The organism is Rhizobium leguminosarum (assembly GCF_019798305.1).
Taxonomy (GTDB): domain Bacteria; phylum Pseudomonadota; class Alphaproteobacteria; order Rhizobiales; family Rhizobiaceae; genus Rhizobium; species Rhizobium leguminosarum_U.
Genome location: NZ_JAAXDD010000019.1, coordinates 11,948 through 25,722, shown reverse-complemented (window position 1 = coordinate 25,722; position 13,775 = coordinate 11,948). Strand labels below are relative to the sequence as shown.

The following is a 13,775-nucleotide window of genomic DNA, read 5'->3' as shown; positions in this document are numbered from 1 at the left end:
TCGTGCAGCGTCTTAAAAGGATTGTAGCCATGCGTTTCGTCGTCGCCACGCTTTTGGCAACAGCAAGCTTCCTGTCACCAATGAGCGGTTTTGCCGAGAGCGCCGATGTCGAGGCGACGATCAAGAAGGTCGACACGGCCAATCTCGTGCTGACGCTCGATGACGGCAAGACCTATCAGGCGCCCGAGGAATTCAATTTCGACGGCCTCGAAGCCGGCGTGAAGGTGATCGTCTTCTATACCGAGGTCGACGGCAAACGCGTTATCAACGATCTCGATATCGTCAAATAGGCAGTTCTCTGGAGAATGACCGGATGAGGTACGCGCCGATGGCTGCCCCTCACCCTAACCCTCTCCCCGTAAACGGGGCGAGGGGACGTGCCCTACGAGAGGTTGGCGGGGAACGGAGAGGTCGCGCCTATCGCCCTTCGCCCCGCGAGCGGGGAGAAGGTGGCGGCAGCCGGATGAGGGGCTGGTCTCGGCAATCTCCCTGGGCAGCACAGGCCCGAACAGCTCGTTCGCATCCCCAATCCGACCTACTGAGCGCATGGCAGGCTGGCAATGGCTACAGCCAGGCGATCGTCCGCTCCGTGGTTTCGATCCTGATGATCCGGTCCTGTGGGATCGCGCCTTCTGCAGCGGTGCTTTTCGGCAGGTCGGCGATCGCCTGGAACAGCGTACGGATGACGCCGCCATGCGTCACGCAGACCGTCGGCCGATCGACTGAGTTTAGCCATGAGCCGGTGCGCCAGGAGAGGATTTCATAGCTTTCCGCGTCATCGCCGGGCGGAATGAAATCCCATTTCGAAGCGTTGCGTTCCGCCACCCGCTCGCGCTGCGTCGCCTTCAGCTCCTTGAGCGTTGAACCTTCCCAGTCGCCGAAGGAAATTTCCACCAGCCTCGGATCAGTGCGATAGGCCAGCGGCGGCAGGCCCATGGCGGTGCGCATGATCTCCATCGTCGCGCGCGTACGCTGGAGCGGGCTTGCGACGAAATCGAACTGGTCGATCGTGTCGCCGAGAATTCCGGCAAGCGCGATGCCGTTCTGCCGGGCCTGTTCTAGGCCCGTTGCATTCATCGGGATATCCTTCTGACCCTGCAGGCGGCGCTCGGCATTCCAGGCGGTCTGGCCGTGTCTGATCACGTAGATAAGCACGGTCTCGCATCCATATGGAGAAATCAGTCCTTGATGACGGAAATGTCGGGCGCGTCGACCGCCTTCATGCCGATGACATGATAGCCGCTGTCGGCGTGGTGCACTTCGCCGGTGACGGAGCGCGACAGGTCCGACAGGAGATAGAGGCCGACATCGCCGACTTCCTCGATGGTGACGGTACGGCGCAACGGCGCGTTATATTCGTTCCACTTCAGAATATAGCGGAAATCGCCGATGCCGGAGGCGGCAAGCGTCTTGATCGGTCCGGCCGAAATGGCGTTGACGCGGATATTCTGCGGGCCGAGGTCGACTGCGAGATACTTGACGCTCGCTTCGAGCGCGGCCTTGGCGACGCCCATGACGTTATAGTTCGGCATCACCTTTTCGGCGCCGTAATAGGTCAGCGTCAGCATGGCGCCGCCATCCGTCATCAGCTTCTCGGCGCGGCGTGCGACCGAGGTGAAGGAATAGACGGAGATCTGCATCGTTTTGGTAAAATTGTCGGGCGAGGTGTCGACGTAGCGGCCGGTCAGCTCGTCCTTGTCGGAAAAGCCGATCGCATGCACGAGGAAATCGATCTTGCCCCACAGCTTTTCGACGTTTTCGAAAACGGCGTCGATGGTGGCTTCGTCGGCGACGTCACAGTGGCCGACGAGCGTCGCGCCGATTTCGGCGGCGAGCGGCTCGACGCGCTTCTTCAGCGCATCGCCCTGGTAGGTGAGCGCGACTTCTCCGCCCTGCGCATGAATGGCCTTGGCAATACCCCACGCAATCGAACGATTGTTGGCGACACCCATGATGACGCCGCGTTTGCCTGCCATGAGGCCGGATGCTTGAGCCATATTTCGCTCCCTAGGATTCTGATCGATCCTGCCTATGGCATAGGCCGTTAATCGGTTCAAGCTTGGCCGGGATCATCAACTGTTAGGGATCGTAATAAAGGGTGCGAATGTCATAAAAATTTCATAGGAACAGGCCTTCGCGCATGCTTCGCATGAGATCGGTGATTTTGTCGTCGGGTTTTTCCCACAAGATAATGCGCAATTCGACAACGAGATCGCCTCTGCCGCCCTCTTCGCGGGGCAATCCCTGGCCGGGAACCCGGATCATCTTGTCCGAGCCGGACCATGCCGGGATCGTCACGTTCAGCGGGCCGCTCGGCCCTTCGATGCGCGCCTCGGTGCCGAGCACGGCATTTTCGATGCTGAGCGGCAGCACGGCGTGCAGATCGAAACCATCGACCGTGAAGCGCGGATCGGGAGCAATGCGAATGTTGACGACAGCGTCGCCGCGCTGCATGCCCGGCAGCTTGAAGCCTTGTCCCTTGAGCCTGATCTCGTGACCGTCGGTCGTGCCTGCCGGCAATGCGAAACCGATTTCGCGGCCCTCCGGCAATGACGCGGTGATCCAGCCGCTCTTCAACACGTCGTCGATCGTGACCGTCGCCGTCGTCACCTCATCCGGTGCCCTTTCGAGGCCGGTATCCTTGGCGCCGGTGAAACGGCGCACCAGGTTTGTCAGGATACTGAGCGGCAGCGACAGGTTGGCGGCGGCATTTGCCCCAGCTTCGCCCGCTTCCTCGTCGCCCTTGGTGTCGGCCTCGGCGGCATCGCCATCCATGCGCTTGCCGGCCTCGCCCTGGGCGTTTTGGGCCTGCTGATTTTGGGCCTGCTGATATTGTGTCTGCTGGACGCGACCCTGCGCCTGGCCGCCGGCAGCCGCGCGGGCCTGGGCGCCGAAAATGCGATCCACCATCTCGTCGGCCGCCTCAGCGGAACCTGCCTGTTGCCTGGAGCCGTCGGCAGCAGCCTTCTGGGCGGCGCGCGCCAGCTCTTCCATCACGCGCTCGGCATTGGCCTGCGCCGCCTTGGCGCGCACAGCCGCCTCGCGGGCGGCCTGGCGCTGCTGCATGATCGTCTGTTCGTGCTTCTTGGCTTCGGCCATCCGCAGGGCATTGTCGAACAGGCTGCGTTTGCGCGGGTCCTTCAGCGTTTCATAGGCGCGGCCGATCTCGGCGAACCGGGCCGTCGCCGTCGGATCGTCCTGATTGTGGTCGGGATGGGCCGATTTGGCCATGTTGCGCCAAGCCGCCTTGATCTCGTCGACTGCCGCGTCGCGCCTGACGCCCAGAATTTTATAAGGATCGCGCATGTTAAAACCGCCGGTGTTGCGATGCGGCAAGCCTCGTCCTTGCCCGGCATCCCCGTTCAATAAAACCTGTGTGGCGCCACCCGCTACAAAGGCAGGAACAGCCACTCTCAACGCCGATCCTGCGGCGGAGTTGCTAATCACTTGTTATTTCTGTGGAGACATGTGGGGTGTTTCGCGGCGAATGGTTAGCTCTTTGCTAAGCATTGGGCCGAAACCGGTCGGGCGTTAACCTGTCGGCAACAGCTCCGCGCCTCTTTTCGGGCGCGCAAAAGAACGCTGTCACACAGTTGATTATGCAGAGGCAGATCAGCTTTCCCGCCGGATCAGCTTTCCGGCTGGAAACTCAGAAGCTGCCAGTTGCCGCCGCCGACGAGGCAGGTCTTGCCGTAGAATTTGGCGATGCCGACATAGGAATGGCGGGTCGTGCGGAACTGCCGGCAGACCTGGCCGGACTCATTGTTCTCGACGATCGTTTCGATGACGCCGGCACTGCCGGTCGATGCGTTCGCCCAGGGAAGCGGCTGGCCCTCGAGCCTTTGCACGTCGGCCGACGTGACGGCATTGCGCACGGTCATCTCGTCGGAGAGCGTGTCGGTGCTCGGCGGCGTCTGCGGCACGGTGCCGGTTGCCACCGACCGGTCGACCTTGGCGTCACTCAGGAAATCCATGCCGCCGCCGACGCAGCCGGAAAGCGACATCATCGCGACGCCGATGACGAAGGATGCGCTGCTGCGTCGCAGTAGGGCCTTTGTATAGCGAGATGACTTTGCTATCACTTCCACCCTGCATCCTGTCCAGTTATCAAAAAGCTGGGCGAGTTTTGAATAATCCGGGGCATTTGAACCAATATGTCGGCAAACGAGTTAACAAGCGGTGACTTTACCGAAAGTGGCGAACCCTTCAAGCTCTTTGCCGAATGGCTGAAAGAAGCCGAGGCGTCCGAGCCCAACGACCCGAATGCGGTGGCGCTGGCAACGGTCGATGAGGATGGCCTTCCGAATGTCCGCATGGTTCTCCTGAAGGGATTCGACGACGACGGTTTCGTCTTCTACACCAATTTCGAGAGCCAGAAAGGCCGCGAAATTCTTGGCCAGAAAAAGGCCGCCATGTGCTTTCACTGGAAAAGCCTGCGCCGTCAAGTGCGGCTGCGCGGTCCCGTCGAGATCGTCACCGACGCCGAAGCCGACGCCTATTTCAAGACACGTGCGCGCGGCAGCCGCATCGGCGCCTGGGCCTCTAAACAATCCCGTCCGCTCGAAAGCCGCTTCGCGCTGGAAAAGGCCGTGGCCGAATATACCGCGCGTTATGCCATCGGCGAGATTCCGCGCCCCGCCCACTGGTCGGGCTTCCGCATCCGGCCGACCTCGATCGAATTCTGGAAGGATCAGAAATTCCGCCTGCATGATCGGGTCGAATTTCGCCGGCCATCACCGGAAGGCGAATGGGACAAGGTGCGGATGTATCCGTAACGGGCCTTACCGGCCCATCAGCTTCAGCGGTATGCCGGAGGCAAGCGCCGAGACGTAGCGTCGTTTCTGGTAGAAGCCGTTGAGCGAAATGCGCGGGAGATAGCCGGTGAGCCGCGCTGTCGGCAGCCCGGGCTGCGTGGTGAGCGCGAGGGTAAAGCCGAGATTGCGTGCGATGCGCGCCTCGCGGGCGGTCGCAGCCGCCGGCGTGCCGTAGGGATAGGCGATCGTCTCGGGACGGATGCCGGTCACCGCCTCGAGGTAATCCGCCGAAGCCTGCATCTCGATTCGCACTTCGGCTTCCGGCAGGCGGGCGAGCGCGCGATGGCTGATCGTATGGGCGCCAAGCGCTGCGAGCGGATGGCTGGACAGCCATTGCAATTCACCGGCCCCCATCACCAGTTCGCGGACGATATCCGTCGGCTCGATGCCGTTTTCCCGCGCCAGCAGATCGATCGCGGCGACGGCGCGCGCCTCGTCGGAGCGGTGGATATACCAGGCGAAGCGGTCGAAGGCATGCCATTGCTGCTGCGGGCTGTCGAGCACCAGGCGCTCCATGCCGCGGCCGAAATCGAAACGGAGCTCACTCGCCTGGCGCAAGAGGATCGCCAGCGTCTCCCACCAGATACTGTGAGAGCTCTCGGCAAAACCCTTGGCGACGAACACCGTGAACGGCGCCTCATGCCGTTCGAACACCGGCAGCGCATGTTCCAGATTGTTGCTGTATCCGTCGTCGAGCGTGAAGGCCGCAAACGGCAGTGCGCCCTCGGGCTCTGCCAGCAGCGCCGGCACCTGATCGAGCGGCACGAAGCGATAGCCCTGCCGCCTCAGCCGCTGCAGCGCCGCGTCGAGAAAACGCGGGGTGATTTCGAGATGCGCATTCGGTTCGAAGGCCTCTAGCACGTGCGGGCGGACATGATGCAGCGTGAAGACGACGCCGCGCCCGCGCGCTTCGCGCATCAGCCCGGCCGAGCCAAGCAGCCAGGACACCTCGAGCCCGGCGCCGATCGCAGCGCGTTTTGCCAGTCGCTTGAATTGTCCCGTCATGCGGCGCCTGTCCCTTGCCTTTGCCGGAAACTAGCAAGTGTGGCTTAAGCCTTGCTGAATCCCTGTTCGGAACAGGTCTTTGATTTCCTGTTAACCAAGGCGATGAAAAGACTAGAAAAATGATAGGCGTTGCCTCAAAGTCGCGCCAAACTTACGGCTTCTGTCACATTACGGCACAAACGCCGGTCTGACCGAAAGCTTGCATCGAGGGCTGCGCATCAGGGGCCAGGGTATGAGGGGAAAGTGCATGAGAAAGCTTTTGGCGGCTGTGTTGACCGTAACGCTTGCGGTTTCGGCGCCACTTGCGGCCCTTGCCGGAAATGCTTCGCTGATCCTCGATGCCCGGACCGGCAAGGTTCTCGCCGCCGAAAACGCCGATACGCTGAACCATCCGGCCTCGCTGACGAAGATGATGACGCTCTATCTCACCTTCGAGGCGTTGAAGCGCGGCAAGATCACCTGGGACACGCCGATCCGGATGTCGAAATACGCCGCTACACGCCCGCCGACCAAGCTTGGCGTCAAGGCTGGCGGCACGATCACCGTGCGCGAGGCGGTCTATGGCATGATCGTCAAGTCCGCCAATGATGCCGCCTCCGCCATGGGTGAGAAGCTCGCCGGCTCGGAAAGCGGCTTTGCCCGGGTGATGACGGCCAGAGCCCGCCAGCTCGGCATGAGCCGCACCGTCTTCGTCAATGCCTCCGGCCTGCCGGACGGCCGACAGGTCACGACGGCGCGTGACATGTCGACGCTCGCCATCGCGCTGATGAAGAATTATCCGAACGAATACCGGCTGTTTTCGATGGCCAGTTTCAATTTCCGCGGCCGGACGGTGCGCGGCCACAACAATCTCATGTACCGCTACCAGGGCATGGACGGCATCAAGACCGGTTATACCAACGCCTCCGGCTTCAACCTCGTCAGCGCGGTCAGAGACGGCAACCGCCGCGTTGTCGGCGTCGTGCTCGGTGGCCGCACGGCCCGCAGCCGCGACGCCAAGATGGCTGGTTTGCTCGACCGTTATCTCGGCCGTGCCTCGTCCTCCGGCGGCGCAAAGCTCGTCGCGAGTGTCGGCGCGAGGGAACCCGTCGAAGTCGCGTCTGCCGCCGAGGCCTCCGATGTTCCGGTGCCGCTCAACGCACCGCGGCAAGTCGACGATCTCGCAGCCAAGAGCCTGGCCTATGCCGACGACGCCGTCGTGCCGCTGGATCGTCCGGTCGCGATGGACGAGATCCTGAACGCCGGCAAGACACCGAAGACATCAGCAGGGAAGACCGATGGCGACTGGCAGATCCAGATCTCGGCCGCACCGAGTGCCGATGCGGCGCGTGCGCTTCTGGCCCAGGCGAAGTCGGAAGGCGGCGCACCGCTCGTTTCCGCTTCGCCCTATACCGAGGCGGTCGGGCAGGGAGCTAACAAGATCTACCGCGCCCGCTTCGTCGGCTTCGCCAGCAAGGATGCCGCCGTCTCGGCCTGCGATGCGCTGAAGCAGCGCTCCTATGACTGCATGCTAATGCCGGATCGCGGCTGATCGCCGCCCGGCACTCTGGGCAATCCCAGTCTGGACAATCATCGAGAATCAGGGTCTCCTCCGTAAACAAAAGGAGAACGCCCATGCTGCGCCATCTCGCCGATCAGTTCGAAACTTCTTCCTCCACCCATGTCGCCGCCAACGGCATTGAGCGTGATGCCGATTGGTTCCTTCTGAAACTGCAGGAGGAAATGGGCGAACTGACACAGGCCTGGAACCGGCTGACCGGGCGCGGCCGTGCAAAGGGGCGTTCACCGGAAGATATGCAGCAGGACCTTGCCGACGAGACCGCCGACGTTCTCGGCCACCTCCTGCTCTTCGCCCGACGCAACGATATCGACCTTGCCGCCGCGATCGAACGGAAGTGGCTGTTTCAGCCGGCGCAAACGTCGAAGAGCTGATGCAGGGCGGCCAAAACGTGCGGCGGTTTTCGGACGGTCGCTTTAGGCGAGGCTGTTCGTGTTCAGCCGCATCACGATCTTCCCGGAGCTTGGGTCAGCCGACCTTATGGCGGTAGAATTTGCTGTCCACCGCCATCAGCGGGAAGGAGCGGGGCAGGGCGCTCTTGGCAATCTCGGTAAAGCCGTTCTTCTCGTAGAAACGATGCGCGGCGACGAATTTGTCGGTTGTGCCGAGGAAGATATCGGTGAGGCCGGCATCTCTGGCATGGGCGAGCAGGCGATCGAGGAGCCGCGCCGCGACGCCGTGTTCGTGGCCGCGAACCTCAGCTGAGACGAACATCTTGCGCAGCGCCGCCTGGTTGTTGCCGATATCCTTGAGCCCGACCGTGCCGACGATGGCGCCATCCTTGACGGCGACCCAGAACTGTCCCTTGCCGGACTGGTAGAAATCCGGGATGACCCTGAGATCCGGCTGCGCATCGGCGGTGATGTCGATGCCGAATTCCTCGCGCTGGATCGGCAGGATCACCGAAAGCACGGCATCGGCGTCATCGGCTGTGAAGGTCCTGATTTCAATGTACGCCATCAGCCGATCCTTTTGCCTCAGGTCTGGGTGCCGCCGACCGTCACCTGATCCATGCGCAGATGCGGCTGGCCGACGCCGACGGGAACCCATTGGCCGGCCTTGCCGCAATTGCCGATGCCGGTATCGAGCTTCATGTCGTTGCCGATCATCGACACCCGCTTCATCGCATCCGGTCCGTTGCCGATCAGCATCGCACCCTTGATCGGCGCGCCGACCTTGCCGTTCTCGATCAGATAGGCCTCGGTGCAGCCGAAGACGAACTTGCCGGAGGTGATATCAACCTGGCCGCCGCCGAAGGAGACGGCGTAGATGCCCTTCTTCACCGAGGCGATGATCTCCTCAGGCGTCTTGTCGCCGCCGAGCATATAAGTGTTGGTCATGCGAGGCATCGGCACATGGGCATAGCCTTGGCGGCGACCGTTGCCGGTGGGCGCCATGCCCATCAGCCGGGCATTCTGCCGATCCTGCATATAACCGACGAGCTTGCCGTTTTCGATCAGCACGTTGTAGGCAGACGGCGTACCCTCGTCGTCGATGGTGATCGAGCCGCGGCGATTGTCGATCGTGCCGTCGTCGACGACGGTGACAGTGGGAGCGGCGACCATCTGGCCGAGAAGGCCGGCGAATGCCGACGTCTTCTTGCGGTTGAAATCGCCTTCCAGCCCATGGCCAACAGCCTCGTGCAGCATCACGCCCGGCCAGCCCGAACCGAGCACGACATCCATCGTGCCAGCCGGTGCATCGATCGCCTCGAGATTGACGAGCGCCTGGCGCAGCGCCTCGTCGGCGCCGTATTGCCAGCTGCCCTCGGCGATGAAGTCGCCGAAGCCGATGCGCCCGCCGTGGCCATAGGAGCCGCTCTCCTGCCGATCGCCCTCGCCGACCATGACCGAGATATTGATGCGCGTCATCGGCCTGATGTCGCGCACACGATGTCCGTCGGCGCGCAGGATGTCGACGACTTGCCAGCTCGCGGCGACCGAGGCCGTCACCTGCCGCACCTTGTCGTTCTTGCCCCTGAGATAGGCGTCGATGTCCTGCAGGACCTTGACCTTCTCCTCGAAGCTCGGCTGGCCGATCGGGTTCTCGTCGCTGTAGAATTTCTTATTTGTGCCCTGGGGCGCTGCCGCATAGGAGCCGGAATAGCCGCGCGTCACCGCGCCGACGGCATCGGCCGCCCGCTTCAGCGCCGCCACCGAGAGATCGCCGGCATGGGCATAACCCACCGCTTCGCCGGCAACGGCGCGCAGGCCGAAACCCTGTTCGGTGTTGAAGCTGCCGCCCTTCAGCCGGCCATTGTCAAAGGTCAGCGCTTCCGCCTGCGCATGCTCGATGAACAATTCGCCGTCATCGGCGCCGGACAGGGCCTCGGCGACGTGCTTGCGCATCGTGGGTTCATCGGCATCGAAAAGCGTCAGGAGATCGGTGGTCATGGTATGGCTCCAAGCATGCGTTCAGGAGTGCACTTACTCCCTAGATAGGGCTCCACATAATAACGAGTGAAGCCCCGCCGTCGAATTATTCTTTTTTAATGGGATGGGAGCGGTGTCTACCGCCTTGCGCTGCGTGGCGGCGCGGCCTTTCTACATAATCAGCCTGGGAGCCGATTTGTTCGAGATGGCGAGCAAACAAATGCCCCTCACCCTAACCCTCTCCCCGTAAAAACGGGGCGAGGGGACGTGCCTTACGCGAGGTGAGTGGGGGGGAACGGAGAGGTTTCGGCATGTCCCCTTCGCCCCGTTTACGGGGAGAAGGTGCCGGCAGGCGGATGAGGGGCGGACCCACGGCAGACGACTAGCCCGCCCTCACGGCAGGGCGTCGAAACCTTCGGCGAAGCCCTTGAGATCGACGGGGATGCCGATACCTTCTTCCGGGGTCTGGAAGACGATGAAGGTTGCCTGGGCGCCGCTGCGGAAGGTCTTGAGCAACTCGTCCTCGAGCACGACCTCGGCATAGCAGCCATCGGCGAAGCAGCGGACGAAATAGGCGCGGCCGATATCCTTGCCGTCGACATTGAGCCCGAGGCCGTTCGGCAGCAGCACGCCGAGCGGCGCCAGCACGCGCAGAATCTTCGATTTCCGGTCGGCCGTCTTCAAGACGACGACGGAAAGGCCGACCTCCGGCCGATCCTCGGCGATGACATTCTGCATCAGCGCGCATTGTTCGGTCGCTGCACCCGCCGGCTTGTCGCAGACGACAGACCATGCGCCGTGATTGGATTTCACCGTGCCGGGCGCCGGCGGCTGCGTCTGGCCGGGTGTCACCTGTCCGACATTCGGTTTGGCGGCGCTCGGCTGTTGCGGCGCCGGAGCAGGGGTCGGCGCAGGCGCCGGCGCCGAAGCGGGCGGCGTGGCCTGCGACGGAGTGGGTTGCTGCTGTGCGAAAACGGGCGTCGTCGCTGCGGCCGCGATGCTGGCAGTCAGGAGAAGCGACTGCGCGAGGGAACGGAAACCCATGGAAACCTCTGGATATCGAATCATTGCGGCTATTGTTGAAGCTGCCCACCAAAAATGAAAAGCCCCACCCCGTGAAAACCGGGGGACTGCGGCGGAAATTGGACCTTTGCGAAATAATGTGTCGCGCGCGGATTGGCCGGAAAGCCGATTTTTCATATGCTGATGAAAAACTTGGGATGTTTTGCCGTTCTGACCTGCCTATGCTTTGAGCAAAAATGCCGCATAGACAATTGCTCTGACCTGTTGCGGCAAATGCCAAACTGTGGTTTGAAGCGCTGAAGATGGCAAGGATTCTGCGTTCTATTTTGCAGGTCAAGCGCTCGAGGGAGATAATAAGGTGATGAAGAAGGCTTATGCAGCCCTGACCACGCTGGTCTGTCTGCTTTTTGCTTCCGGCACATATGCCGACCAGCCCATGCCGTGGCAGGCGACGCTGCAGCCGGCGGCAACGCCGATCATGCGGGAAATCCACTGGTTCGAACAATATACCCTGTGGTTTATCGTTCCGATCACGCTTTTCGTTCTGGTCCTGCTCATCGTCGTTTGTTTCAAGTTCCGCGCCAGCGCGAACCCGGTTCCCTCGAGGACGAGCCACAACACGATGATCGAGATTGCCTGGACCGTGGGGCCGGTTCTGGTGCTGCTTCTTCTCGCCATTCCTTCGTTCAACCTGCTGACGGCGCAGCTGACGCTGCCCGAAAATCCCGACGTGACGATCAAGGCGACCGCCACCCAGTGGCAGTGGAACTACGAATATGAAGGTTCGGGCGAAAGCCCGCTGGCTTTCGATTCCTACCTCTTGAAGGATCAGGACCGCGCCGCCGCCGGCAAGGAAGACAAGTCGATCTATCCCAGACTTCTCGCCGTCGACAACGAGCTGGTCCTGCCGGTCAACAAGACGGTCCGCGTTCTCGTGACCTCCGCGCCGACCGATGTCATCCATGCCTTCGCCATGCCTTCCTTCGGCGTCAAGATCGATGCCGTGCCGGGCCGCCTGAACGAGACCTGGTTCAGGGCCGAGCGCGAAGGCCTGTTCTACGGCCAGTGTTCCGAGCTCTGCGGCAAGGACCATGCGTTCATGCCGATCGCCATCCGCGTCGTCTCCGAGGACAAGTACAAGCAGTGGCTGACCGCAGCCGCCAGCGACCTGCCCGGCGCCTACAAGACACTCATGGCCGCAACCGATGGTCCCGCAAAGACCCTCGACGTCGCCGAAGCACAGTAATTAAGGGGATCGGGACAATGGCTGGACCTTCCGCTCACGACGATCATTCTCATGATCACGATCGCATGCATGGCGATCACGCCGCCCATCATGACCACGCCCACGACGATCACGATCACGGGCACAAGCCGAGCTTTGCCAATCGCTGGCTGTTCTCGACGAACCACAAGGACATCGGCACGCTCTACCTGATCTTCGCGATCATTGCCGGCATCATCGGCGGCGCACTGTCGGTTGCCATGCGCATGGAGTTGCAGGAACCGGGCATCCAGATCTTCCACGGACTGGCCTCGATGGTCTACGGCTATGAGGGCGATGCCGCGATCGACGGCGCCAAGCAGATGTTCAACATGTTCACGACAGCGCACGCGCTGATCATGATTTTCTTCATGGTCATGCCGGCGATGATCGGCGGTTTCGCCAACTGGATGGTGCCGATCATGATCGGCGCCCCCGACATGGCCTTCCCGCGTCTGAACAACATCTCCTTCTGGCTGATCGTTCCCGCTTTCGCGCTGCTGCTGCTGTCGATGTTCGTCGAAGGCCCGGCAGGCGCCTATGGCACGGGCGGCGGCTGGACGATGTATCCGCCGCTGGCGACAAGCGGCACGCCGGGACCGGCGGTCGACCTTGCGATCTTTGCGTTGCACATTGCCGGCGCCTCGTCGATCCTCGGTGCGATCAATTTCATCACCACGATCCTCAACATGCGCGCTCCCGGCATGACGCTGCACAAGATGCCGCTGTTTGCCTGGTCCGTGCTGATCACCGCCTTCCTGCTGCTGCTGTCGCTGCCGGTTCTGGCAGGCGGCATCACCATGCTGCTCACCGACCGCAACTTCGGCACCTCCTTCTTCTCTCCGGAAGGCGGCGGCGACCCGATCCTTTACCAGCACCTCTTCTGGTTCTTCGGTCACCCCGAGGTCTACATCCTCATCCTGCCGGGCTTCGGCATGGTCAGCCACATCATCTCGACCTTCTCGAAGAAGCCGATCTTCGGCTACCTCGGCATGGCCTACGCCATGGTCGCGATCGGCGCCGTCGGCTTCGTCGTCTGGGCCCACCACATGTATACGGTCGGCCTGTCGCTCGACGCGCAGCGCTACTTCGTCTTCGCGACGATGGTCATCGCCGTTCCGACGGGCGTGAAGATCTTCTCCTGGATCGCGACGATGTGGGGCGGCTCGATCTCGTTCCGCACGCCGATGCTCTGGGCGATCGGCTTCATCTTCCTGTTCACGGTTGGCGGCGTCACCGGCGTCCAGCTCGCCAATGCCGGTCTCGACCGCTCGCTGCATGACACCTATTACGTCGTGGCCCACTTCCACTACGTTCTGTCGCTCGGCGCCGTCTTTGCGATCTTCGCCGGCTGGTACTACTGGTTCCCGAAGATGACCGGCTACATGTACAATGAGTTGGTCGGCAAGCTGCATTTCTGGGTCATGTTCATCGGCGTCAACCTGGTGTTCTTCCCGCAGCATTTCCTCGGCCTCGCCGGCATGCCGCGCCGCTACATCGACTATCCGGATGCCTTTGCCGGCTGGAACTACGTTTCCTCGATCGGCTCCTACATCTCGGCCTTCGGTGTATTGATCTTCCTCTACGGCGTCTTCGAAGCCTTCGCCAGGAAGCGTGTCGCCGGCGACAATCCGTGGGGTGAGGGTGCAACGACGCTCGAATGGCAGCTGCCTTCGCCGCCGCCCTATCACCAGTGGGAACAGCTTCCGCGCATCAAGTAATTTGCGCGGACATCAGGA

Annotated in this window: 14 protein-coding genes; 6 read left to right on the top strand and 8 right to left on the bottom strand. The window is 62.1% G+C overall.

Annotation, left to right across the window (positions count from 1 at the left end; translation table 11 throughout):
- Positions 1 to 29: 29 nt before the first annotated feature.
- Positions 30 to 290, top strand: coding sequence for a DUF1344 domain-containing protein (locus HFO99_RS28560; protein ID WP_003569889.1), 261 nt, complete (start codon positions 30 to 32; stop codon positions 288 to 290).
- A 274-nt stretch (positions 291 to 564) separates the two neighbouring features.
- On the opposite strand, the gene HFO99_RS28555 is transcribed toward HFO99_RS28560, so the two are convergent.
- The 4 genes from HFO99_RS28555 to HFO99_RS28540 form a co-directional block, all read right to left on the bottom strand.
- Positions 565 to 1,155, bottom strand: a complete 591-nt coding sequence (locus HFO99_RS28555) for a histidine phosphatase family protein (RefSeq protein WP_222253868.1) — start codon at positions 1,153 to 1,155, stop codon at positions 565 to 567.
- 23 nt (positions 1,156 to 1,178) lie between these two features.
- Positions 1,179 to 1,997 (bottom strand): enoyl-ACP reductase FabI, encoded by an 819-nt coding sequence (gene fabI, locus HFO99_RS28550; RefSeq protein ID WP_222253867.1) that lies wholly within the window; start codon positions 1,995 to 1,997, stop codon positions 1,179 to 1,181.
- A gap of 121 nt (positions 1,998 to 2,118) precedes the next feature.
- Positions 2,119 to 3,336, bottom strand: coding sequence for a J domain-containing protein (locus HFO99_RS28545; protein WP_222253866.1), 1,218 nt, complete (start codon positions 3,334 to 3,336; stop codon positions 2,119 to 2,121).
- A 293-nt stretch (positions 3,337 to 3,629) separates the two neighbouring features.
- Entirely contained in the window at positions 3,630 to 4,088 is a 459-nt protein-coding gene (locus HFO99_RS28540; RefSeq protein ID WP_222253865.1) for an RT0821/Lpp0805 family surface protein, read from the bottom strand.
- 66 nt (positions 4,089 to 4,154) lie between these two features.
- Here HFO99_RS28540 and pdxH point away from each other — a divergent pair, with 66 nt between their 5' ends.
- Positions 4,155 to 4,775: a pyridoxamine 5'-phosphate oxidase gene (gene pdxH, locus HFO99_RS28535; protein WP_028742776.1), complete on the top strand. Its 621-nt coding sequence runs from the start codon at positions 4,155 to 4,157 to the stop codon at positions 4,773 to 4,775.
- Between the two features lie 6 nt (positions 4,776 to 4,781).
- On the opposite strand, the gene HFO99_RS28530 is transcribed toward pdxH, so the two are convergent.
- Positions 4,782 to 5,819, bottom strand: coding sequence for a polysaccharide deacetylase family protein (locus HFO99_RS28530; RefSeq protein ID WP_222253864.1), 1,038 nt, complete (start codon positions 5,817 to 5,819; stop codon positions 4,782 to 4,784).
- 247 nt (positions 5,820 to 6,066) lie between these two features.
- On the opposite strand from HFO99_RS28530, the gene HFO99_RS28525 reads away from it, so the two are divergent.
- Positions 6,067 to 7,350: a D-alanyl-D-alanine carboxypeptidase family protein gene (locus HFO99_RS28525; RefSeq protein ID WP_222365042.1), complete on the top strand. Its 1,284-nt coding sequence runs from the start codon at positions 6,067 to 6,069 to the stop codon at positions 7,348 to 7,350.
- A gap of 83 nt (positions 7,351 to 7,433) precedes the next feature.
- Positions 7,434 to 7,751, top strand: a complete 318-nt coding sequence (locus HFO99_RS28520) for a MazG nucleotide pyrophosphohydrolase domain-containing protein (protein WP_222333230.1) — start codon at positions 7,434 to 7,436, stop codon at positions 7,749 to 7,751.
- Between the two features lie 94 nt (positions 7,752 to 7,845).
- Here HFO99_RS28520 and HFO99_RS28515 read toward each other — a convergent pair whose 3' ends face one another.
- From HFO99_RS28515 to HFO99_RS28505, 3 genes are all read right to left on the bottom strand, one after another.
- On the bottom strand, positions 7,846 to 8,337 hold the full coding sequence (locus HFO99_RS28515) for a GNAT family N-acetyltransferase (protein WP_222298947.1): 492 nt from the start codon (positions 8,335 to 8,337) through the stop codon (positions 7,846 to 7,848).
- 17 nt (positions 8,338 to 8,354) lie between these two features.
- Entirely contained in the window at positions 8,355 to 9,770 is a 1,416-nt protein-coding gene (gene tldD, locus HFO99_RS28510; protein ID WP_222365040.1) for a metalloprotease TldD, read from the bottom strand.
- A 372-nt stretch (positions 9,771 to 10,142) separates the two neighbouring features.
- The gene (locus HFO99_RS28505; protein WP_222365039.1) at positions 10,143 to 10,817 is read right to left on the bottom strand and encodes an invasion associated locus B family protein; all 675 of its coding nucleotides are present in this window, start codon (positions 10,815 to 10,817) and stop codon (positions 10,143 to 10,145) included.
- A gap of 316 nt (positions 10,818 to 11,133) precedes the next feature.
- Between HFO99_RS28505 and coxB the strand changes: the two genes are divergently transcribed.
- The gene (coxB, locus tag HFO99_RS28500; protein ID WP_064248600.1) at positions 11,134 to 12,018 is read left to right on the top strand and encodes a cytochrome c oxidase subunit II; all 885 of its coding nucleotides are present in this window, start codon (positions 11,134 to 11,136) and stop codon (positions 12,016 to 12,018) included.
- 17 nt (positions 12,019 to 12,035) lie between these two features.
- The gene (ctaD, locus tag HFO99_RS28495; protein ID WP_222365038.1) at positions 12,036 to 13,757 is read left to right on the top strand and encodes a cytochrome c oxidase subunit I; all 1,722 of its coding nucleotides are present in this window, start codon (positions 12,036 to 12,038) and stop codon (positions 13,755 to 13,757) included.
- Positions 13,758 to 13,775: the final 18 nt, after the last annotated feature.